Source organism: Streptomyces sp. NPDC001599, assembly GCF_042893535.1.
Lineage (GTDB): Bacteria > Actinomycetota > Actinomycetes > Streptomycetales > Streptomycetaceae > Streptomyces.
Genome location: NZ_JBIAVA010000015.1, coordinates 26,929 through 48,728 on the forward strand (window position 1 = coordinate 26,929; position 21,800 = coordinate 48,728).

Sequence of the window (21,800 nt, forward strand, 5' to 3'; positions counted from 1 at the left end):
GCTGCCCCTACGGTTCACCGTGGTCCGTGGACAGGCGCCGCCCCCTCGACTCCGCCACCCGCAGCGCGTCCGCGAGGCACTCGGTCAGGCGGATCGCGGTGTAGCGGACCTCCGCGTTCGGGGACACCGGGTCGCCCAGGACGCCGCGCGCCGAGCGGAGTACGTCCAGCCCCTCGGCGAGCTGCCGGACCTCCGTCTCGTCGGCGAGCCGGGACACGAATCCGCTGCCGTCGCCGGGGGCGAGGAAGCAGGGCTTGCCCTCGGCCGACAGCCAGGGCAGCAGCCGTAGCGCGGAGTGCGGTGTCATCACGCGGCCGCCTTCCGCGCACCGACGACGTGCTGGTCCAGGTCGATGCCGAAGTCGGCGGCGAGCACGAGGGCGAGGCGGCGGTGCCGCTGGCGGGCCGGTTCCTGCTCGTGGGCGGCGACGTAGGGGCGGACGAGGCGGGAGGCGGCGCCGTCGAGGGGGAGGTGACGGCAGTACGGGGAGTGGTGGAGCGGGAGGCGGACGGGGGCGGTGGGGCGAGGGGTGCTCCGGGCTCGGTGGCGTGGGGCTCCTGCACGGTGGGTTCCGGTGCCGGGGCCGAGGAGAAGGGTCAGCCAGTGGGCGATGCGGTGGATAAGGTCGTGCATGTCGACGCTCCTTGTAAGCGTTGGCCGCGCCCCGGGGCCCTGCCAGGCCGCCGGGGTCTCTCATGAATGACTGTGCACTCGGACGCATTAGGTAGCAATAGGAAGCATACGGATGCACCCATACGTGGTAGAGCGCTAGTCGTCGCTTTAACGTGCAGGCATGGCTGACGAGCGCGACTGGAGACCCGACCTGGCAAGTCACGTCTACGTGTACGTGCAGGTCGTGCACCACATCGCCGAAGAGATTCGGACGGGACGACTGCCCGTGGGCGCACGTCTCCCTGCGGAGCGTGATCTCGCGGAGCAGTACGGCGTGGCCGTGAACACCGTCCGTCGGGCTGTACGCGAGCTGCGCGAACAAGGACTCGTCATCACCGTGCCCATCAAGGGAACCTTCGTGCGCGCAGAGAAGCCCACCGGCTGACGCCCCGTCTTGACTCTCCAGTGGCTGGAGACCGCAGGGTGGGCTCATGAACGGCGCGACGCCCCCGCACTCGATCGGTGAACTGTCGGCACGTACCGGCGTGTCCGTACGGACGATCCGGTTCTACTCGGACACCGGACTGCTGCCCCCCACCGACCGCACCCCGGCCGGCTACCGCCGTTACGGCGAGGCGGCCCTGGACCGGCTCCACCTCATCGGCGTCCTGCGGGAGCTGGACGTCGATCTGACCACGGTCCGCCGCGTCCTGGACGGTGACCTCTCCGTCGCCGAGGTCGCCGCCGCGCACGCCGACGCCACCGCCCTCCAGATCCGCGCCCTGCGGCTGCGGCACAGCGTGCTGCGGCTCGTTGCCCGGCGCGACGCCAGCCCCGAGGAGACAGTTCTCATGCACCGGATCGCCCGCCTCACCTCCGACGAACGTCGGCGCGTGATCGCCGACTTCATCGCCGCACTGGAGGCCGGCACACCCCACGCCCGCGACGCCGCCGCCGCCCTGCGCACCCCCCTGCCCGAACTCCCCGACGAACCCTCCGACGCCCAGCTCGCCGCGTGGGTGGAACTGGCCGAACTCGTCGCCGACGACGACTTCCGCGGGCGCATGGCCCGTGCGGCCCTCCCGCCCGCCGACGAGGACGTGTTGCCGGGGGTGGCCCCCGAGGCGGTGGCGGAACTCATCCCCTTCGTCCGGCAGACCGTCGCCGGGGCGAGGGCGGCGGGCATCGACCCGGAGGGCGACGAGGCCGCCCCGGTCGTCGACGCCGTGACGGCGCGCTTCGCCGCCGTACTCGGCCGTCCGGACGGCCCGGAGCTGCGGGAGTGGCTGGCCGGGCGGTTCGAAGCGGGACACGACCCCCTCGTCGAGCGGTACTGGCGCCTGGTCTGGACCCTCAACGACTGGCAGGTCGTCCCCGGTCACCTGCCCTTCCAGCCCTGGATGGCCCAGGCCCTCCGCCGGTCCGGCCGGGTCAGCTCCAGTCGCCGTTGACCCACGCGACCAGGCGGGCTCGTTTCGTGTAGTAGCAGAAGGTGTGGTCCGCGCCGGACGCGGCGTACGGTCCCGACCCGTACCGCAGCTCGTACCCGCGGTCGCCGGGACCGTACTCACCGTCGCGGGAGCCGTCCAGGTCGTCGGCCCAGTCGAGGAGACCGGAGACGAGGCCGAGGTTCTCGAGGTACCGGCCGGGGTCGGCCGGTTCCACCGGTGCGGGACGGGCTTCGGATCCGGCGATCGGCCGGTCCTCCAGGCAGTCGTCGGACCGCACCGGCTCGCCCAGCCACCATCCGGCCAGGAACACGGCGTACAGGATGGTGACTACGCCGAGGCGGCGCAGGGTCATCCAGGCGGGCACGGACATCCGGCTCTACTCCCCGTCGCCTTCGAACCAGGCTCGGAGGCGAGGGCGTTCACCCATGTCGTTGGTGCAGGCGACGGCGTAGGAGGTGACGGTCAGGGTGTCGACGGCCATGGACCGCACGGTGTGGGTGTCGGCGAGGCCGCTGTAATCCGGAAATGCCGACGGTGCCGGGATGGGGCTGTACTCAAGTGCGGGCGTGGCGGACGGTTCGGGGCGGTACCGCTCGGCGGCCCGGTCGATCGCCGCCCGGTCGACCTGGCACTCGGGGGTCACGGGCTGCCCCAGGTACCAGCCCGCGACGAACACGCCGTAGACCACGGCGGCGGCACCGAGACGGCGCGGGGTGACGCGGCGGGTACGTCGGTCAATCAGACCGTCACCAGGGGGAGTTGGGATCACGCCGGCTGACTTTACCCGCCGGTCCTACGGGCCCCCGGTCAGACGAAAAGGACCCCAGCTCAGTCCTGCGGTGAGCCGGGGTCCGGCGAGTAGGCCCTGTGGGACTCGAACCCACAACCAATGGATTAAAAGTCCACTGCTCTGCCAATTGAGCTAAGGGCCCAGGCGGTGTGTCGCGCGGTGCTGCGTGATGTTGCCACACCGAGCATAGCCCGCCGCGGCCGGGACGCCGATCGGGTATCGGGGTCCCGGCCACGTCGGAGGGCGGCGGGAGCAAGGGGCGGGCTACGGGTCCACCGGCTCCGGGGCGTTCGCGCGGGCGGCCGCGCGGGTGCGGGTGCGTTCGTGGTCGGGGTTGAGGAACCAGTGCCGGGCCGAGACCAGCCACCAGGTGGCGGCGAAGCCCAGCACGACCAGGACGGCGATCGGCGCGTAGTTGAAGGTCTCCCAGGTCACCGGGGAGACCTGGGGCAGCATGAACAGCACCGTGATGACGCCGACCCACGTCACCGCGACCACACCCACCGGCTGCGACCAGCGGCCCAGGTGCCAGGGCCCGCGTTCGAAGGCGGCGCCCTTGCGGACGCGGAGGAGCGTCGGGATGACGTACGCGATGTAGAGGCCGATGACCGCGATCGACGTCACCGCCGCGTAGGCCGTGACGTTGATCAGGTAGGGAAGGCCCAGGACCAGGGCGGCCAGGGCGGCCAGCCAGACCGCCGCGACCGGGGTGCGGGTGCGCGGGTTCACCGAGTGCCAGATGTGGGAGTACGGGAGCGCGCCGTCCCTGGAGAAGGCGTAGATCATGCGGCTGTTCGCCGTCACCGACGCCATGCCGCAGAAGAGCTGGGCCCCGATCACGACGAGGAGGAGGAGCTTGCCCGCCGTCGCGCCGAGGGCGTCGAGCAGGATCTGTGCGGGCGGGGCGCCGGTCGGGGACGTCAGGGCGCCGTCGTAGGACTGGATCGCGAAGGTGAAGCCGAGGAGGAGGACGAAGCCCGCGATCCAGGAGGTCCAGATGGAGCGGACGATGCCCTTCGGGCCGGCCGTGGACGCGTCGTGCGTCTCCTCGGTCATGTGGGCGGAGGCGTCGTAGCCGGTGAAGGTGTACTGGGCCATCAGAAGACCGATGAGGACGACGTACGCCCCGCTGCTCCAGCCCGTGTTGTTCACGAACTCCCCGAAGACGAAGGACGCCGACTGGTGGTGGTCGGGCGCGAAGGTCAGCGCGCCGACGATCACCGCGACGCCGAGGACGTGCCACCACACGCTCACGCTGTTCAGCAGGCCGACGATGCGGACGCCGAAGGTGTTCAGCAGGCCGTGCAGGATCAGGATCGCGGCGAAGAGCAGGATCGTGCGGCCCGGCGTCACCTCGAAGTCGAACTGGAGGTTCAGGTAGGCGCCCAGGAAGGACGCGGCGCCGAAGTCGATGCCGGCGGTGACCGCGACCTGGCCCAGCACGTTGAACCAGCCCGTGAACCACGCCCAGGCCGCCGCCGTGCGCGGGGGCGCCAGCCGGTGCGCCCAGAAGTACAGGCCCGCCGAGGTCGGGTACGCCGAGCAGATCTCGGCCATCGCCAGGCCGACGAAGAGCGTCATCAGGCCGACGGCGACCCAGCCCCAGGTGATGACGGCGGGGCCGCCCGTGTTCATGCCGAAGAGGTAGAGGGTCAGGCAGCCCGACAGGACCGAGATGATCGTGAAGGAGACCGCGTAGTTGGAGAACGCCGACATGCGGCGGGCCAGAACCTGCGTGTAGCCGAGCTGGGCCAGCCGTTCCTCGTCCGACAGCCCACTCGCCTTGGCGTCATCTGTCATGCCCCCAGCAATTCCCTTGCCGCAGGCGTGACATGCGTCACTCCGTGGCCGAAACCGGACCGCAACGCGAAGCGCCGTGGCCTCCACCCGGTGGGGCGGAGGCCACGGCGCTCGTCTCAGATGTTCAGGCGTCAGCCGTTGCGCTTCCAGCGCGGCTTGTCGTCACGGCGGCCGAAGGACGAACCACGGTGGTCACCGCGGTGGTCGTCGCGGCGGCCGTACGGACGGTCGTGACCGCCGGAGCGGAAGCCGGGGCGGTCGCCCTGACGGTCGCGGTTGAACGGGCGGTCGCTGCCACGGTGCCCGCCGCGCTCGCCGCGGTCGTCACGACGCTCGAAGGGACGGCCACCTCGGTCGCCGCGGTCGTCACGACGCTCGAACGAACGGCCACCACGGTCGTCCCGACGGTCGTCGCGGCGGAAACCGCCACGGTCGTCACGACGCTCGAAGGAACGGCCACCACGGTCGCCACGGTCGCCACGGTCGTCACGACGCTCGAACGAACGGCCACCACGGTCGTCCCGACGGTCGTCACGACGCTCGAACGAACGGCCACCACGGTCGTCCCGACGGTCGTCGCGGCGGAAACCGCCACGGTCGTCACGACGCTCGAACGAGCGGCCGCCACGGTCACCGCGGTCGTCACGACGCTCGAACGAACGGCCACCACGGTCGTCCCGACGGTCGTCACGACGCTCGAAGGAACGTCCACCACGGTCACCGCGGTCGTCCCGACGGTAGTCGCGGCGGTCGTCGCGGCGGTCGTACGAGCGCTCACGGTCGTTGCCGCCGCGCTCCGCCTTCTCCACGTCCCGGGCGCCGGACTGCTCGGGCACCGAGACCTCCGGCTCGGCCACGGTCGCGGCCACCTCGGCCAGGACCGTCTCCGGGTCCTCGCCGCGCTCCCGCGCGACCCTGGCGACCAGGCGGTCCGCCTCCTCGCGCAGCTCGTTGGCACGGCGCTGGGCCCGCTCCAGCTCCTTGGTGAGCTGGCCGACCTCGCGCTCGGCCTGCTGCGCCGCGTTGCCCGCGGACTCGGCCTGGACCTCGGTCATCGACCGGGCGCCGGTGATCTCGGCGACCTCGGGGTCGAAGGCGGCGCCGCCCTGGATGATGTGGCGCGTGGCGTCGACGCCCGCGTCCTCCATCAGCCGGAAGATCTGGCGGCGCTGGTGCGGGAGGGACAGGGAGACGACGGTGCCGGTGCGGCCGGCGCGCGCCGTACGGCCGGCGCGGTGCAGGTAGTCCTTGTGGTCACCGGCCGGGTCCACGTTCAGGACCAGGTCGATGCCGTCCACGTGGATGCCGCGGGCGGCGACGTCGGTGGCGACCAGGACGTTGACGTAGCCGTCCTTGAAGTCGGCCAGCGTGCGGGTGCGGGCGCCCTGGGTCATGCCGCCGTGCAGCGCGTCCGCCTTGGCACCGGCGTCGCGCAGCTGCTCGGCGACGCGGTCGGCGCCCAGCTGGGTGCGGACGAAGATGATGGTGCGGCCCTTGCGGGAGGCGATGGCCGCGGTGACCGGCGCCTTGTCCTTGGGCTTCACGACCAGGATGTGGTGCGACATGGTCGTCACCGCGCCCTGGGCCGCGTCGACCTCGTGGAGGGCCGGGTCCTTCAGGTACCGGTCGACCAGGGTCTTGATCTCGTTCTCCATGGTGGCGGAGAACAGCATCCGCTGGCCGCCGGCCGGGACCTGGTCGAGCAGCTCGGTGACCTCGGGCAGGAAGCCCAGGTCGGACATCTGGTCGGCCTCGTCGAGGACCGCGATCTGCACGTTCTCCAGGGAGCAGGCGCCGCGGTTGATGATGTCGCGCAGGCGGCCCGGGGTGGCGACCAGGACGTCGACGCCGCGCTCGAGGGCGTAGATCTGGTTGCCCATCGAGGTACCGCCGCAGACGACCTTCATCTTCAGGCCGAGGACGTCGCCGTACGGCTGGAGCGCGTCGGCGACCTGCATGGCCAGCTCGCGGGTCGGGGTGAGGATGACGGCGCGGGGCTTGTGCTTCTCGGTGCGACCGCCGGCCAGCGTGGCCAGGGTCGGCAGACCGAAGGAGAGGGTCTTGCCGGAGCCGGTGCGGCCCCGGCCGAGGATGTCCTTGCCCGCCAGCGCGTCCGGGATGGTCGCGGCCTGGATCGGGAAGGGAGTGGTCACGCCGTTCTGCGCGAGCTTGCGGACGACGCCCTCGGGCAGACCGAGGTCGGCGAACGTCGGCTCGGGAGCCGCCTCGGGAGCCTCGACGGCCTCCGGGGACTCGGTGGTCGCGGAGGCCTCTACGGCCTCTACGGCCTCCGGCGCGCCCTCCGCGCCTTCGGTGTTTCCGGGCACGACGACGTGGTCAGTACTGGTCATGGACATGCGAATGCGAAACCTTCCGGAGTCTCTCGTCGGCACGCGCCCGTCAACTCCGTGAATCGCGATTCGCAATACGACCGCCTCGATGCGGTCCACCACGGCAAGGGGAGAGTACGCGCCACACGGCGCGCTCTGCGGTGGCGCCGGGCAAATGGGATCAAACGATCTACCACCATACGCACCCCCCACCCCGGAAGGCAAACCGGCAGCACATGCCCAGCTCAGCGGCCCGTCGGCCGCCCTGGCCGAGCCGGGCACGCCCACCCGCCCGCACGCCGACCCGTCCGTCCGTCCGTGCGCCCATCCGTCCTACGCCGGTGTCCCGGCCGCCGGTGCCGGCTCCCGCTGCTCGAGCTGGGTCCCGGGAGGTTCGTGCGCCGACGAGGACGGCTCGGCCACCGTCGGGTCAGGCGTCGGGGAGGCGGGCGGCTCCTCGGGCCGCGTCGGCTCCGGCTCGGCCGTACGGGTGGGCTCGGCCGGGGGCGTCCGGGTCGGATCGGGGTCGTGGTTGCCGCCGTCCGGCGGCGGGGCCCCGGTCGGGCCCGCGGCCGGGGGCTCCGAGGCGGACCCGGCCCCGCCCTTGCCGTCCCTGCCGCCCTTCCCCCTGCCGTCACCCTCGTCGCGGCCCTCGCCCTTGCCCTTGCCCTTGGCCTTCTTCCCCTTGCCGTGCCCCTCGTCGGCCGCCGCCGCGCCGTACCCGGCGTTCCCCCCGGAGACCGCGGGGCCGCCCTCCGGTACCTCGCCGCCCCGCTCCCCGGAGGACTGGGACGGCCTGGCGCCCCCGCCGGACTCGTCGTCGCCGACGCTCATGCAGCCGGCGGCGGCGACGACGGCCAGGGCGGTGGCGGCCATACGGACAGGTACGTACAAGGGGCGCACGGGCGGCCACCTCCGGGGGTCAAGGAGTCGACGTGCCCAACTCCCGTCACCCACAAGAGGACACGCGCCCGGCGAGGCGGACTTGACCCGAGCGCGTCACCCGTACCCGTGGCTCCCTGTCCGCACCCGGGCGCGTGTCACCCGTACCCGAGGGAGTGCAGCCGTGCGTCGTCGATCCCGAAGTGGTGGGCGATCTCGTGAACGACCGTCACCTCGGTCTCGGCGACCACGTCCTCACGCGTCGCACAGAACCGCAGCGTCGGCCCCCGGTAGATGGTGATCCGGTCCGGCAGCACGCCCGCGTACCACTCCCCGCGCTCCGTCAGCGGCGTCCCCTCGTACAGGCCGAGCAGCTCGGGATCGTCCGCGGGCGGTTCGTCCTCGACGAACACCGCGACGTTGTCCATCAGCCGCGTCAGCTCCGGCGGGATCCGGTCCAGGGCCTCGGCGACCAGTTCCTCGAACTCCTCGCGCGTCATCTCCAGCACAGGCCCATTGTCGGGTACGACCGTGGAGTACGACCCGCATATCCGCCCCGGGCCACGGGCATACGGGACCAATGGCCCGCGTCCCCGCCGCAGCCCCGCACGCCCTGGCCGAGGTGATGAACCCCATCCGCAACGTCCCGCGCATCCTCACCCGCCGCTACCGCGACCGGCGCGCACGCCGTGGCCGGCCCACGTCCGCCACCCCCGAACTCGCCGCCCGCTCCCACCCCTGGACCCGGGCCGCCGGTCTGGTCGCCGTCGTCCTGCTCGGTGCCTGGCTGGGACTGCTGGTCGTCGGCAACGTCCGGGCCCCGGTCGGCCCCATGAACACGACGATGACCCTGCGCCCGTCACTGGCCGGCGGCACGAAGATCAACGTCTCGCCGCTGGGCGCCCTCCAGCTCGACAGCCACGTCGCCCCGGTCCGCCTCGACGTCAACGTCGACCAGCTCGACCCCGCCCGCGCCCAGGCCCTCGTCGACCACCCCGAACGCCTCTCCGGGCTCCAGGACGAGGTCGCCCAGGACGTCGAGCACGGCACCCTCGACCTGGCCGTCCGCTCCTGCGTGGCCGTCGTCACCGGCGCCACGGCCCTCGGCCTCGTCGTCTACCGGCGCCCCCGGCGCGCCCTCGCCGCCGGGGGACTCGCGCTCACCCTGCTGGTCGCCTCCGGCGGCACCGCCTACGCGACCTGGAACCCCGACTCCGTCCTGGAGCCGAAGTTCTCCGGCCTGCTCTCCTCCGCGCCCTCCCTGGTCGGCAACGCGCGCAGCATCGTGACCGAGTTCGACGTCTACCAGAAGGAGCTGGCCCGGCTGGTCACCAACGTGACCAAGCTCTACGACGTCACCTCGACGCTCCCCGCCTACCAGCCCGACCCGACCACGATCCGCGTCCTGCACGTGTCGGACATCCATCTGAACCCGGCGAGCTGGAAGATCATCGCCTCGCTCGTGGAGCAGTACAAGGTGAACGTGATCGTCGACTCGGGCGACACGATGGACCACGGCACGGCCGCGGAGAACGGCTTCCTGGACCCCATCGAGGACCTCGGCGCCCCCTACGTCTGGGTCCGCGGCAACCACGACTCGCGCGGCACCCAGGAGTACCTGAAGCACCTGAAGAACGTGCACGTCCTGGACGACGGCCACGCCCGCACCGTCGCCGGCCTGCGCTTCGCCGGCATGGGCGACCCGCAGTACACCCCCGACCGCTCCAAGGCGGACGGCGCCGAGGCCTCCCAGGAACTGGCCGGCGCCCGCCTCGCCTCCGCCCTGCGCGACCAGAGCGCGGCCGGCACCCCTGTGGACATCGCCGTCGCCCACGAGCCGTCGGCCGCCCGCGAGGTCGACGGCGACGTGCCCCTCGTGCTCGCGGGGCACCTCCACCACGAGGACATGGAGGTCATGAAGTACGGCACCCGGCTGCGCGTCGAGGGCTCCACCGGCGGCAGCGGTCTGCGCGCCGTCGAGGGCAAGTACCCCGACCCCATCCAGGCTTCGATCCTCTACTTCGACCGGGACTCCCGGCGCCTCCAGGCATGGGACGAGATCGAGCTGGGCGGCCTGGGCCTGACGACGGCCGAGGTCAGCCGCCATCTGCCGAAGGAGAACCAGCCGGGCGCGACGCCGTCCCCCGCCGCCACCAGCCCCTCCCCCTCCGGCACCGGCCCGTCCCCCTCCGGCACCGGTGCCTCCCCCACTGCCCCGGGCAGCTCCGCCCCCAGCACTCCGTAAACCGTTTTGGCGATACCTCCCGCCATCCCATATGCTTCTCACGTCCCCGACGCGCTGCGAAGCGCCCAGGCGGGCCGATAGCCCTCATCGTCTAGCGGCCTAGGACGCCGCCCTTTCAAGGCGGTAGCACGGGTTCGAATCCCGTTGGGGGCACGCGGTACATGTGCGACACTGTCGTACGAAGCTTGGTCCTGTGGAGCAGTTTGGAGTGCTCGCCACCCTGTCAAGGTGGAGGCCGCGGGTTCAAATCCCGTCAGGACCGCTGAGGTTTCACGTGAAACCTCGCGGCTGGGTAGCTCAGTTGGTACGAGCGATCGCCTGAAAAGCGATAGGTCGCCGGTTCGACCCCGGCCCCAGCCACAGCAAAGGCCCCGATCCTCGGATCGGGGCCTTGTTGTAGTTGCCTGCGTTGCCTGGGCCGACGCCGCGGCAAAAGCGTTCGCCAGGTTTTTCCCGAGGATGAGATCCTGGAACCCGTATGTCTACGCATCCTGCCCCCGCCCTCGGCACCCTCGCCCCCCGGCTGACCGAGCTGTCGCTGCGCGACGCGCACCGGCTCGGCCGCAGGCTGGAGGGTGCGCGGAAGATCCGCAAGCCGGAGGCCCGCGCCGCCGTCCTCGCCGAGATCGAGACGGAGGTGGCCAAGGCCGAGCAGCGCATCGGCGAACGCCGGGCGCGTGTGCCGGCCGTCAGCTACCCCGAGCAGCTCCCGGTCAGCCAGAAGAAGGACGAGATCGCGGCGGCCATCCGTGATCACCAGGTCGTGATCGTCGCCGGTGAGACGGGGTCCGGGAAGACCACCCAGATCCCGAAGATCTGTGTCGAGCTGGGCCGCGGTGTCCGCGGCATGATCGGGCACACCCAGCCCCGCCGGATCGCCGCGCGCACCGTCGCCGAGCGGGTCGCGGACGAGCTGGACACCCCGCTCGGGGAGACCGTCGGCTGGAAGGTGCGGTTCACCGACCAGGTGAACCCGGAGTCCACCTTCATCAAGCTGATGACGGACGGCATCCTGCTCGCCGAGATCCAGACCGACCGCGAGCTGCGCGCCTACGACACGATCATCATCGACGAGGCCCACGAGCGGTCCCTCAACATCGACTTCCTGCTGGGCTACCTCGCCCAGCTGCTGCCCAAGCGGCCGGACCTGAAGGTCGTCATCACCTCGGCGACCATCGACCCGGAGCGCTTCTCGCGCCACTTCGGCGACGCGCCGATCGTCGAGGTCAGCGGGCGCACCTATCCCGTGGAGGTGCGCTACCGGCCACTCCTCGAGGAGGACGGCGACGACGCCGACCGCGACCAGATCACGGCGATCACCGACGCCGTCGAGGAGCTGATGGGCGAGGGCAAGGGCGACATCCTCGTCTTCCTCTCCGGCGAGCGCGAGATCCGGGACACGGCCGACGCGCTGGAGAAGAAGAAGTACAGATTCACCGAGGTACTGCCGTTGTACGCGCGGCTCTCGCACGCCGAGCAGCACCGCGTCTTCCAGCAGCACACCGGGCGCCGGATCGTCCTGGCGACCAACGTCGCCGAGACCTCCCTCACCGTGCCGGGCATCAAGTACGTCATCGACCCCGGCTTCGCCCGCATCTCCCGCTACAGCCACCGCACCAAGGTCCAGCGGCTCCCCATCGAGCCGGTCTCGCAGGCCAGCGCCAACCAGCGCAAGGGCCGCTGCGGCCGTACGTCCGACGGCATCTGCATCCGGCTGTACTCCGAGGACGACTTCACCGCGCGCCCGGAGTTCACGGACGCGGAGATCCTCCGGACCAACCTCGCCTCCGTCATCCTCCAGATGACCGCGGCCGGGCTCGGAGACATCGAGAAGTTCCCCTTCATCGACCCGCCGGACCACCGCAACATCCGCGACGGCGTGCAGCTGCTCCAGGAGCTGGGCGCGCTCGACCCGGCGCAGAAGGACGTGCGCAAGCGGCTGACCGACACCGGCCGCAAGCTGGCCCAGCTGCCCGTCGACCCGCGGCTGGCCCGGATGGTGCTGGAGGCGGACAAGAACGGCTGTGTCCGCGAGGTCATGGTCATAGCCGCCGCGCTGTCCATCCAGGACCCGCGGGAGCGCCCCGCGGAGAAGCAGGCCCAGGCCGACCAGCAGCACGCCCGGTTCAAGGACGAGACCAGCGACTTCCTCGCCTTCCTCAACCTCTGGCGGTACGTGCGCGAGCAGCAGAAGGAGCGCGGCTCGTCGTCCTTCCGCCGGATGTGCAAGCAGGAGTACCTGAACTTCCTGCGCATCCGCGAGTGGCAGGACATCTACACCCAGCTGCGCACGGTCGCCAGGCAGATGGGCATCCACCTCAACGACGAGGAGCACGCCGCACCCGACGACCGCGTACACGTGTCGCTGCTGGCCGGTCTCCTCTCCCACGTCGGCATGAAGGACGTGAAGGAGGGCGCCAAGAACGAGTACCTGGGCGCCCGCAACGCCAAGTTCGCGATCTTCCCGGGCTCCGCGCTGTTCAAGAAGCCCCCGCGGTTCGTGATGTCGGCGGAGCTGGTGGAGACCTCCCGCCTCTGGGCCCGTGTCAACGCGAAGATCGAGCCCGAGTGGGTGGAGCCGCTCGCCGGGCACCTCCTCAAGCGCACCTACAGCGAACCGCACTGGGAGAAGGACCAGGCGGCGGTGATGGCGTACGAGAAGGTCACGCTGTACGGCGTACCGATCGTGGCGCAGCGCAAGGTGAACTACGGGCGGATCGATCCGGAGATCAGCCGTGAGCTGTTCATCCGCAACGCCCTGGTGGAGGGCGACTGGCGCACGCACCACAAGTTCTTCGCCGACAACCGCAGGCTGCTGACCGAGGTCGAGGAGCTGGAGCACCGGGCCCGGCGCCGCGACATCCTGGTCGACGACGAGACGCTGTACGACTTCTACGACCAGCGGGTGCCCGAACACGTCGTCTCCGGTGCGCACTTCGACTCGTGGTGGAAGCACAAGCGGCACGAGCAGCCCGACTTCCTCGACTTCGAGCGCGAGATGCTCATCAACGAGAAGGCGGGGGCGGTCACCAAGGACGACTACCCGGACTCCTGGCGGCAGGGGCCGCTGAAGTTCCGGGTGACGTACCAGTTCGAGCCGGGTGCGGACGCCGACGGCGTGACCGTGCACGTGCCGCTCCAGGTGCTGAACCAGGTCACGGACGAGGGCTTCGACTGGCAGATCCCGGGCCTGCGCGAACAGGTCGTCACGGAGCTGATCCGCTCCCTGCCCAAGCCGGTCCGCCGCAACTACGTACCCGCGCCGAACTACGCCCAGGCGTTCCTGGACCGAGCCGTGCCCCTTCAGGAGCCGCTGACGGTGACCATGGCGCGGGAGTTGAAGCGCATGGTGGGCGTGCCGTTCGACGCGGAGGACTTCGACTGGTCCAAGGTCCCCGACCACCTCAAGATCACGTTCCGGATCGTCGACGAGCGGCGCCGCAAGCTGGCCGAGGACAAGGACCTGGAGGCGCTGAAGCTCCGGCTGCGTCCGAAGGCGCGCAAGGCGCTCTCGCAGGCCGCCGCGGCCACCGCGGAGCGCAGCGGCGGCGAGTCCCTGGAGCGCTCCGGGCTGACGGACTGGACGATCGGCACGCTGACCCGTGTCTTCGAGACCCGCCGGGCCGGTCAGCCGGTGAAGGCGTATCCGGCGCTGGTGGACGACGGGCCGAAGGCGGACACCGTCTCCGTCCGCCTCTTCGACACCGAGGCCGAGCAGGCGCAGGCGATGTGGCGGGGCACGCGGCGGCTGATCCTGCGCAACATCCCGGTCAACCCCGCGAAGTTCGCGTCCGAGAAGCTGACCAACCAGCAGAAGCTCGGCCTGTCCGCGAATCCGCACGGTTCGATCCAGGCGCTGTTCGACGACTGCGCCATGGCGGCGGCGGACAGGCTGATCGCGGACTTCGGCGGCCCGGCCTGGGACGAGGAGTCGTACCGCAAGCTCTACGACAAGGTCCGCGCGGAGATCGTCGACACGACCGTCCGTACGGTGGGCCAGGTGCAGCAGGTGCTGGCGGCCTGGCAGGCCTGTGAGCGCCGCCTGAAGGCCGTACGCAGCCCGGCGCTGCTGGCGAACCTCCAGGACGTGCGGGGGCAGCTGGACGCGCTGGTGAAGCCCGGCTTCGTGACGGAGGCGGGGATCGGGCGGCTGCCGGACCTGATGCGCTACCTGGTGGCCGCGGACCGCCGGCTGCAGCAGATGCCGACCGGCGTGCAGCGGGACACGTCCCGCATGGAGAAGGTCCACGAGATGCGGGACGAGTACGCGTGGCTCCTCGAGCAGATGCCGCAGGGGCGGCCGGTGCCCCGGCAGGTCCTGGACGTCCGCTGGATGATCGAGGAGCTGCGGGTCAGCTACTTCGCCCACGCGCTGGGCACGGCGTACCCCGTCTCCGACAAGCGGATCGTGAAGGCCATCGACGCCCTCGCGCCGTGACGAGGCCCGTACGGAGGGTGAGTTCGACCGGCGGCCCACCCTCCTGTACAGTCTCTTCTCGCAGCGCAACGCAGCAGAAGCGCCGCGAAACCTGGTCCTGTGGAGCAGTTTGGAGTGCTCGCCACCCTGTCAAGGTGGAGGCCGCGGGTTCAAATCCCGTCAGGACCGCAGCGAAAGCCCCGCACCGAGCAATCGGCGCGGGGCTTCTTCGTTGCCGGAGCCGGTCCGGAACCGCCAAACGCCCTGAGCGGCCCTCAGGGCCCCTCTCGCGCCCTTGACGGCGTCGCTTTCGCTCGGTACTCCAAAGACAGGGCACAACCCCCGTGTGGCCCCCGGAGGTGGCGTATGGCGACATCGGTCAGGCACGAGACGCGGGCCCTGCTCCGCGCGCATCTGTCGGCCGCGTCGTCGTACGGTCACGTGACGCGCCACTGCCCGATCTGCCACCGGCTCCTGCGGCTCGCACTGGACTCGCCGGCCCCACAGTCTCCGACAGGTCGTCAAGAGGGCGTAGAGGACGGGAGCGCGCCCACGGCATGAAACCGCGCGACCTCAACACCCTTGCCCCGCAGACCTCCTGGAGGCCACGCCTCCATTAGCGCACCGGCGCCGGATCCAACAACCGCCGTGGCGTGTGACGGGTGTCACCGCATGAGTTTTTGGAATCGTGGCACTTACGACTCCCCTACAACTGATCAATTTAATATGTGCAATTGCACCACCTTCGCAGCGCTCGCACAGCCGATCCGACACGCCTCCCCAGACTCCGACAAGCCCGGACACAGGACAGGACACAGACCCGGACACGCACCCGGACACACGCCTGACCCGGGCACAAAAAATCGCGCTGGACCCGGCGGAGTCCAGCGCGATCAACGACGCACCTCTGTTGGGGCAGGGACGGCGTCGCTTGGAGCTGTGGTTCCAGGCGCCGCGACAGGTTGGGGGACCTGCCGTTCTGCCCGGTTATTCAGTTGTTCAGGCCTCGCTGCGCTGCTGCGGAATGCCCGCGAGCAGAGCGCGGACCTCGGCTTCGCGGTAGCGGCGATGCCCGCCGAGCGTGCGGATCGACGTGAGCTTGCCGGCCTTCGCCCAGCGCGTGACCGTCTTCGGGTCGACGCGGAACATGGTGGCGACCTCAGCCGGGGTCAGCAGCGGCTCGGCATCAGGGGTGCGAGCGGTCATGAGCGGCCTCCTCGGGAGAACCGAACCTTCTCGGTTCATTCCTCTAAATTCTGCACCTTGACCCGCGTTGCCCGAAATGGCGGACGCGAGTCGAGTCGGTTATAGGACGAACGGCTTGTCCTCGGCACTACAACTACACCATCTGTCCAGCCGCGTCGGCCAAACCGATGGAATTGCCCTCCCAGGTGTTCATCAGCGACGGAAGCCGATGGACCATGCCATAGCGGACAGTCACGCCTCTGTGACGATCAGTCACAGGGGCGATCAGGAGTCACCAGACCCCCCAAAGCGTGCAATGCTGAGATTCCACCCACAGTGCATCACGGCAGGACGGAAGGAGCCCTCCCCGGGCTCCTTGTCCTATTTTGGCATGAGGAGGGGGAAGCGGCGCAAGAGTGATGTACGTGCGGTCCGTCACGCTTGACGCATACGCCCGGATCGGGACCTACGTCCCTTGTCGGCAGGAGATCAGCCCACCCCGGGCAGGTGTCGGAGCGGAAGACGAAACCCCACATCGGGCGGTACGTCAAACGTCAGTTCGCCGAGCGCCGGTCCCGGACCGCCCGCCAGCGCTCCACCAGCCGCCCGTACGCCGCCCCGGCGGTGACCCCGTCGCCGTGGCGCAGGGCCTCGATCCCCTCGGCCACGTCCGCCGCGGAGTGGTCCGCCGCCAACTCGCCGGCCGGCAGGGCGTGCACCAGTCCGCCGTAGTCCAGCTCGACCAGGGAACGCGGGTGGAACTCCTCCAGCCAGCGCCCCACATCCACCAGGCCGTCGATGAGCGGCCCCTCGTCCACGGCCTCCCGCAGGGCCCGCAGGCCCCGGGCCACCCGTCGGCGGGCCTGCACCATGGGCGTGCGGTAGCGCAGCACCGGCGCGGTCGCCGCCTCGTCGTCGCCGCCCTCCTCGTACTCCCGCTCCGCGTCGGAGACCAGCACGAACCAGTTGATCGGCACCTGCCAGGTGGCGGTGCGGATCCAGGGCCGGGCGTCCGGGTTGCGCTCCAGCCAGCGCTCGTAGTCCTGCGCGCTCTGGCGGCGTACGACGGGTGGGATCAGGGCGTCCAGGACCGGCTCCGGGAAGTCCTCGGCCACCTCGCCCAGGGCCTGCCAGCCGCGCAGCCGGGTCCGCCAGGGGCAGACGCAGACCACGCCGTCCACCTCGGCCACGAAGGCGTCGGCGCTCTCGTGCACCGGCACCGCCACGGGCGGGGTGGGCAGCAGGTCGGCCAGGGAGCGGCGCAGCTCGTCCTGGTAGGAGGGCCGGTCGGGGCGGCGGGCGTAGCGGGTCCAGTGGGCGCGTTCCTCGTCGGGGAAGGCCGCCAGCGGCTCGTACACGCGCAGGTACGCCGCGTACGGGACGATCACCGAGGACACCTTGGGCACGCCTGCTCCCTCCCCCGCGCACCGACGCGAAAACCTGCGAGAACCTGCGGAAACCTGAGGAAACGGATCACAAACGCGCGGGAATCTCTGCAAATCGTCGCACGCCCGTACTCCGTGCGGAGGTGATCCTGAGCACTGTGCGGCGGGCCGGCACCCCCAGGCTCTAATCTCGTGCCACAGTCCCCGCCACCTTCACGGGGCCTGCCACCGATCGCCGCACCTACACAGGAGTCACCACCGTGACCGACGTAAACGGCGCACCTGCTGATGTACTGCACACCCTGTTCCACTCGGATCAGGGGGGTCATGAGCAAGTCGTGCTCTGCCAGGACCGTGCCAGCGGCCTCAAGGCCGTGATCGCCATCCACTCCACCGCCCTGGGCCCCGCGCTCGGCGGTACCCGCTTCTACCCGTACGCGAGCGAGGCCGAGGCCGTCGCCGACGCGCTGAACCTCGCCCGCGGGATGTCGTACAAGAACGCCATGGCCGGTCTGGACCACGGTGGCGGCAAGGCCGTGATCATCGGCGATCCGGAGCAGATCAAGAGCGAGGAGCTGCTCCTCGCCTACGGCCGGTTCGTCGCCTCGCTGGGCGGCCGCTACGTCACCGCGTGCGACGTCGGCACCTACGTCGCCGACATGGACGTCGTGGCCCGCGAGTGCCGCTGGACGACCGGACGCTCCCCGGAGAACGGCGGCGCGGGCGACTCCTCCGTGCTCACCTCCTTCGGCGTCTACCAGGGCATGCGGGCCGCCGCCCAGCACCTGTGGGGCGACCCGACGCTGCGCGACCGCACGGTCGGGATCGCGGGCGTCGGCAAGGTCGGCCACCACCTGGTCGAGCACCTGCTCGCGGAGGGTGCGCACGTGGTCGTCACGGACGTGCGCAAGGACGTGGTGCGGGCCCTCACCGAGCGGCACCCGTCGGTGGTCGCCGTCGCCGACACCGACGCGCTGATCCGGGTGGAGAACCTGGACATCTACGCGCCCTGCGCGCTGGGCGGCGCGCTGAACGACGACACCGTGCCGGTGCTGACCGCCAAGGTGGTGTGCGGCGCGGCCAACAACCAGCTCGCCCACCCGGGCGTGGAGAAGGACCTCGCCGACCGCGGGATCCTCTACGCGCCGGACTACGTGGTGAACGCCGGCGGTGTCATCCAGGTCGCCGACGAGCTGCACGGCTTCGACTTCGACCGGTGCAAGGCGAAGGCCTCGAAGATCTACGACACCACGCTGGCCATATTCGCACGTGCGAAGGAGGACGGTATTCCGCCGGCCGCCGCGGCCGACCGGATCGCCGAGCAGCGGATGGCGGAGGCCCGCCCCCGGCCGTGATCCGACGGTCACGGACGGTGGCCCGGCAGGGTCTTCGAGGGGTTTGACCGGTACCCGTCGGGGGGCAGTTGGAGAGAACTCTCACTTATCCCGGCGGGTCGACCGTCGAAAGGTGGTTAAAATCGCCTTTGACCAGCGAGGACGGGGCGCCTCGAGGGTCCTGGGCAGGGCCACGTGCTGCGGGCGACGTACCGTATGGGCGTGGGCTCAGGTACCGTGGAAGCCCTACGGACCGGTCTCTCTGCGGAGAGCCCGTTCCGGACCATGAACGCGTGTCAAGACTCTGGGGCCGTCGAGCCCCGTCGTTGAGGGGGTCGAGCCATGGGGCGCGGCCGGGCCAAGGCCAAGCAGACGAAGGTCGCCCGCCAGCTGAAGTACAACAGCGGTGGGACTGATCTCTCCCGCCTGGCCGAGGAGCTGGGCGCATCGCCGTCGAATTCGCAACCGCCGAATGGCGAGCAATTCGAGGACGATGAGCAGGACGACGACGTGTACGCAAAGTACGCCGACCTCTATGAGGACGACGACGAGGACGAGGACGGCCAGTCCCCTTCCCACCAGCGACGCGGCGCTTGACCTTGCACTGAACACCTTCCCGGTCGGTGACCTCTGTCACCGACCGGGTTCTGTGCTACCCGCGGCATCCGGGGCACCTCAGGCGGCGTAGTCGCCCACCAGTGCCGCGCCGCTCTCGTGGTCTGCGCGGGCGGTGATCTCGCCGGCCACCCAGGCGTCCACACCGCGGTCGGCGAGGGCCGTCAGGGCCACGTCCGTCGACTCCTCGGGCACGATCGCGATCATGCCCACACCCATGTTCAGGGTCTTCTCCAGCTCCAGGCGCTCGACCTTGCCGGTCCGGCCGACGAGGTCGAAGACCGCGCCCGGGGTCCAGGTGGAGCGGTCGACCACGGCGTGCAGGCCGTCGGGGATCACGCGGGCCAGGTTGGCCGCGAGTCCGCCGCCGGTGACGTGGCTGAAGGCGTGGACCTCGGCGGTGCGCATGAGGGCCAGGCAGTCCAGGGAGTAGATCTTGGTCGGCTCCAGCAGCTCCTCGCCCAGGGTGCGGCCGAGGCCGTCCAGGTGGGCGTCGAGCGCCAGGCCGCCCTCGTTCAGCAGGACGTGGCGGACCAGCGAGTACCCGTTCGAGTGAAGCCCGGAGGACGCCATGGCGATCACGGCGTCACCCGTACGGATGCGATCCGGGCCGAGCAGGCGGTCGGCCTCCACGACGCCCGTACCGGCGCCGGCGACGTCGAAGTCGTCCGCGCCCAGCAGGCCGGGGTGCTCGGCCGTCTCGCCGCCCACCAGGGCGCAGCCCGCCAGCACACAGCCCTCGGCGATGCCCTTGACGATGGCGGCGACACGCTCGGGGTGGACCTTGCCGACACAGATGTAGTCGGTCATGAACAGCGGCTCGGCGCCGCACACCACGATGTCGTCCATGACCATCGCGACCAGGTCGTGGCCGATGGTGTCGTAGACGCCGAGCTGACGGGCGATGTCCACCTTGGTGCCGACACCGTCGGTGGCGGAGGCGAGCAGCGGGCGCTCGTAGTTCTTGAGGGCCGAGGCGTCGAAGAGGCCGGCGAAGCCGCCGAGGCCGCCGAGGACCTCCGGGCGCCGCGTCTTCTTGACCCATTCCTTCATGAGCTCGACGGCGCGGTCGCCCGCCTCGATGTCGACGCCGGCTGCTGCGTAGCTGGCACCAGTTGTGTCAGGCATGACGATGTGAACCTTCGTGTCGTACGGCAGGGAGGCCAGGGAAACCATGGGGAAGCCGGGCATGCCGGGGAAACGGACGGCTACGGGCGACGGATGGCGTCGGCGGCGGCCGTACCGGCGGGCCCGGCGGCCAGCTCGGTCTCCAGGAGCTGCTTGCCGAGCAGCTCGGGGTCGGGGAGCTCCATCGGGTACTCGCCGTCGAAGCAGGCGCGGCACAGGTTCGGCTTGGCGATGGTGGTCGCCTCGATCATGCCGTCGATGGAGATGTACGCCAGGGAGTCGGCGCCCATCGAGGTGCCGATCTCCTCGACGCTCATGCCGTTGGCGATCAGCTCGGCGCGGGTGGCGAAGTCGATGCCGAAGAAGCAGGGCCACTTCACGGGCGGGGACGAGATCCGGATGTGGATCTCGGCGGCGCCCGCCTCGCGGAGCATGCGGACCAGGGCCCGCTGGGTGTTGCCGCGGACGATGGAGTCGTCGACGACGACCAGCCGCTTGCCCTTGATGACTTCCTTCAGAGGGTTCAGCTTCAGGCGGATGCCGAGCTGGCGAATGGTCTGTGAGGGCTGGATGAAGGTCCGGCCGACATAGGCGTTCTTCACCAGGCCGTTGCCGAAGGGGATGCCGGACGCCTCGGCGTACCCGATGGCTGCGGGGGTGCCGGATTCCGGGGTCGCTATGACGAGATCGGCCTCCGCGGGGGCCTCCTTCGCCAGCTTGCGGCCCATCTCGACGCGCGAGAGGTAGACGTTGCGGCCGGCGATGTCGGTGTCCGGGCGGGCCAGGTACACGTACTCGAAGACGCAGCCCTTGGGCTTCGCTTCTGCGAATCGAGAGGTGCGCAGACCGTTCTCGTCGATGGCGACGAACTCGCCCGGCTCGATCTCCCGGACGAAGCTGGCGCCGCAGATGTCGAGGGCGGCGGACTCGGAGGCGACCACCCAGCCGCGCTCGAGGCGGCCGAGGACCAGCGGACGGATGCCCTGCGGGTCGCGGGCCGCGTAGAGGGTGTGCTCGTCCATGAAGACGAGGGAGAAGGCGCCGCGCACCTGGGGCAGCACCTTGCCGGCCGCCTCCTCGACGGTCAGCGGCTTGCCGTCGTCGTCGACCTGACCCGCGAGCAGGGCCGTGATCAGGTCCGTGTCGTTGGTCGCCGCGACGCGGGTGGAGCGGCCTTCCTGCTTGGGCAGGCCGGCCACCAGCTCCGCGAGCTGGGCGGTGTTGACGAGGTTGCCGTTGTGCCCGAGCGCGATGGAGCCCTGCGCGGTGGCACGGAACGTCGGCTGGGCGTTCTCCCACACGGAGGCACCGGTGGTCGAGTAGCGGGCGTGACCGACCGCGATGTGACCCTGGAGCGAACCGAGCGAGGTCTCGTCGAAGACCTGGGACACCAGGCCCATGTCCTTGAAGACGAGGATCTGGGAGCCGTTGCTGACCGCGATTCCCGCGGATTCCTGGCCCCGATGCTGGAGGGCGTACAGCCCGAAGTACGTGAGCTTTGCGACCTCTTCGCCCGGAGCCCAGACACCGAAGACGCCGCAAGCGTCCTGGGGGCCCTTCTCGCCGGGAAGCAGATCGTGATTGAGTCGACCGTCACCACGTGGCACGCCTCCGAGTGTAGGCGAG

General features: G+C 70.5%; 19 protein-coding genes and 5 tRNA genes. 11 read left to right on the top strand and 13 right to left on the bottom strand.

Annotated features, from left to right (window positions below; all coding sequences use genetic code 11):
- Positions 1–7: 7 nt before the first annotated feature.
- Positions 8–307: a hypothetical protein gene (locus ACFYZ3_RS30235; protein WP_388524250.1), complete on the bottom strand. Its 300-nt coding sequence runs from the start codon at positions 305–307 to the stop codon at positions 8–10.
- Positions 307–633 (bottom strand): hypothetical protein, encoded by a 327-nt coding sequence (locus ACFYZ3_RS30240; RefSeq protein WP_388524253.1) that lies wholly within the window; start codon positions 631–633, stop codon positions 307–309. Before ACFYZ3_RS30240 ends, ACFYZ3_RS30235 begins: the two co-directional genes overlap by 1 nt.
- A 160-nt stretch (positions 634–793) precedes the next feature.
- On the opposite strand from ACFYZ3_RS30240, the gene ACFYZ3_RS30245 reads away from it, so the two are divergent.
- Both ACFYZ3_RS30245 and ACFYZ3_RS30250 read left to right on the top strand, forming a co-directional pair.
- Positions 794–1,057, top strand: a complete 264-nt coding sequence (locus ACFYZ3_RS30245) for a winged helix-turn-helix domain-containing protein (protein WP_388524256.1) — start codon at positions 794–796, stop codon at positions 1,055–1,057.
- Between the two features lie 46 nt (positions 1,058–1,103).
- On the top strand, positions 1,104–2,063 hold the full coding sequence (locus ACFYZ3_RS30250) for a MerR family transcriptional regulator (RefSeq protein WP_388524259.1): 960 nt from the start codon (positions 1,104–1,106) through the stop codon (positions 2,061–2,063).
- On the opposite strand, the gene ACFYZ3_RS30255 is transcribed toward ACFYZ3_RS30250, so the two are convergent.
- From ACFYZ3_RS30255 to ACFYZ3_RS30285, 7 genes are all read right to left on the bottom strand, one after another.
- Complete coding sequence (locus ACFYZ3_RS30255) at positions 2,044–2,433, bottom strand: hypothetical protein (protein ID WP_388524262.1); 390 nt, start codon at positions 2,431–2,433, stop codon at positions 2,044–2,046. The genes ACFYZ3_RS30250 and ACFYZ3_RS30255 overlap by 20 nt on opposite strands.
- A 6-nt stretch (positions 2,434–2,439) precedes the next feature.
- Complete coding sequence (locus ACFYZ3_RS30260; protein ID WP_388524265.1) at positions 2,440–2,832, bottom strand: hypothetical protein; 393 nt, start codon at positions 2,830–2,832, stop codon at positions 2,440–2,442.
- Between the two features lie 90 nt (positions 2,833–2,922).
- Positions 2,923–2,995: transfer RNA gene (locus tag ACFYZ3_RS30265), tRNA-Lys, on the bottom strand.
- Positions 2,996–3,117: 122 nt separating this feature from the next.
- Positions 3,118–4,653: an amino acid permease gene (locus tag ACFYZ3_RS30270; RefSeq protein WP_388524268.1), complete on the bottom strand. Its 1,536-nt coding sequence runs from the start codon at positions 4,651–4,653 to the stop codon at positions 3,118–3,120.
- Positions 4,654–4,784: 131 nt separating this feature from the next.
- A complete protein-coding gene (locus ACFYZ3_RS30275) occupies positions 4,785–7,010 on the bottom strand; it encodes a DEAD/DEAH box helicase (RefSeq protein WP_388524271.1) in 2,226 nt (741 codons plus the stop codon).
- 306 nt (positions 7,011–7,316) lie between these two features.
- A complete protein-coding gene (locus ACFYZ3_RS30280) occupies positions 7,317–7,886 on the bottom strand; it encodes a hypothetical protein (RefSeq protein WP_388524274.1) in 570 nt (189 codons plus the stop codon).
- A gap of 137 nt (positions 7,887–8,023) precedes the next feature.
- A complete protein-coding gene (locus ACFYZ3_RS30285; RefSeq protein ID WP_011029427.1) occupies positions 8,024–8,374 on the bottom strand; it encodes a metallopeptidase family protein in 351 nt (116 codons plus the stop codon).
- A 71-nt stretch (positions 8,375–8,445) separates the two neighbouring features.
- Between ACFYZ3_RS30285 and ACFYZ3_RS30290 the strand changes: the two genes are divergently transcribed.
- From ACFYZ3_RS30290 to ACFYZ3_RS30320, 7 genes are all read left to right on the top strand, one after another.
- Positions 8,446–10,110, top strand: a complete 1,665-nt coding sequence (locus ACFYZ3_RS30290) for a metallophosphoesterase (RefSeq protein ID WP_388524277.1) — start codon at positions 8,446–8,448, stop codon at positions 10,108–10,110.
- An 80-nt stretch (positions 10,111–10,190) separates the two neighbouring features.
- Positions 10,191–10,263, top strand: a tRNA-Glu gene (locus tag ACFYZ3_RS30295).
- 34 nt (positions 10,264–10,297) lie between these two features.
- Positions 10,298–10,372, top strand: a tRNA-Asp gene (locus ACFYZ3_RS30300).
- A gap of 24 nt (positions 10,373–10,396) precedes the next feature.
- Positions 10,397–10,470: transfer RNA gene (locus tag ACFYZ3_RS30305), tRNA-Phe, on the top strand.
- A 118-nt stretch (positions 10,471–10,588) separates the two neighbouring features.
- On the top strand, positions 10,589–14,548 hold the full coding sequence (gene hrpA / locus ACFYZ3_RS30310) for an ATP-dependent RNA helicase HrpA (protein ID WP_388524280.1): 3,960 nt from the start codon (positions 10,589–10,591) through the stop codon (positions 14,546–14,548).
- A 93-nt stretch (positions 14,549–14,641) separates the two neighbouring features.
- Positions 14,642–14,716, top strand: a tRNA-Asp gene (locus tag ACFYZ3_RS30315).
- A 177-nt stretch (positions 14,717–14,893) separates the two neighbouring features.
- On the top strand, positions 14,894–15,088 hold the full coding sequence (locus tag ACFYZ3_RS30320; RefSeq protein WP_102930089.1) for a DUF6274 family protein: 195 nt from the start codon (positions 14,894–14,896) through the stop codon (positions 15,086–15,088).
- Positions 15,089–15,526: 438 nt separating this feature from the next.
- Here the strand turns inward: ACFYZ3_RS30320 and bldC are convergent, their stop codons facing one another.
- A complete protein-coding gene (gene bldC / locus ACFYZ3_RS30325) occupies positions 15,527–15,733 on the bottom strand; it encodes a developmental transcriptional regulator BldC (protein WP_003949541.1) in 207 nt (68 codons plus the stop codon).
- Positions 15,734–16,266: 533 nt separating this feature from the next.
- On the bottom strand, positions 16,267–17,118 hold the full coding sequence (locus ACFYZ3_RS30330) for a hypothetical protein (RefSeq protein ID WP_388524283.1): 852 nt from the start codon (positions 17,116–17,118) through the stop codon (positions 16,267–16,269).
- 239 nt (positions 17,119–17,357) lie between these two features.
- On the opposite strand from ACFYZ3_RS30330, the gene ACFYZ3_RS30335 reads away from it, so the two are divergent.
- Together ACFYZ3_RS30335 and ACFYZ3_RS30340 are read left to right on the top strand one after the other, a co-directional pair.
- Positions 17,358–18,452 carry a Leu/Phe/Val dehydrogenase gene (locus ACFYZ3_RS30335; protein ID WP_388524286.1) on the top strand — a complete coding sequence of 365 codons (1,095 nt, stop codon included), beginning with the start codon at positions 17,358–17,360 and terminating at the stop codon, positions 18,450–18,452.
- A gap of 321 nt (positions 18,453–18,773) precedes the next feature.
- A complete protein-coding gene (locus ACFYZ3_RS30340; protein WP_361015434.1) occupies positions 18,774–19,028 on the top strand; it encodes a DUF3073 domain-containing protein in 255 nt (84 codons plus the stop codon).
- 78 nt (positions 19,029–19,106) lie between these two features.
- On the opposite strand, the gene purM is transcribed toward ACFYZ3_RS30340, so the two are convergent.
- Positions 19,107–20,174 (bottom strand): phosphoribosylformylglycinamidine cyclo-ligase, encoded by a 1,068-nt coding sequence (gene purM / locus ACFYZ3_RS30345; protein WP_388524289.1) that lies wholly within the window; start codon positions 20,172–20,174, stop codon positions 19,107–19,109.
- An 80-nt stretch (positions 20,175–20,254) separates the two neighbouring features.
- Positions 20,255–21,781 (bottom strand): amidophosphoribosyltransferase, encoded by a 1,527-nt coding sequence (gene purF, locus ACFYZ3_RS30350; protein WP_388524292.1) that lies wholly within the window; start codon positions 21,779–21,781, stop codon positions 20,255–20,257.
- Positions 21,782–21,800 lie beyond the last annotated feature (19 nt).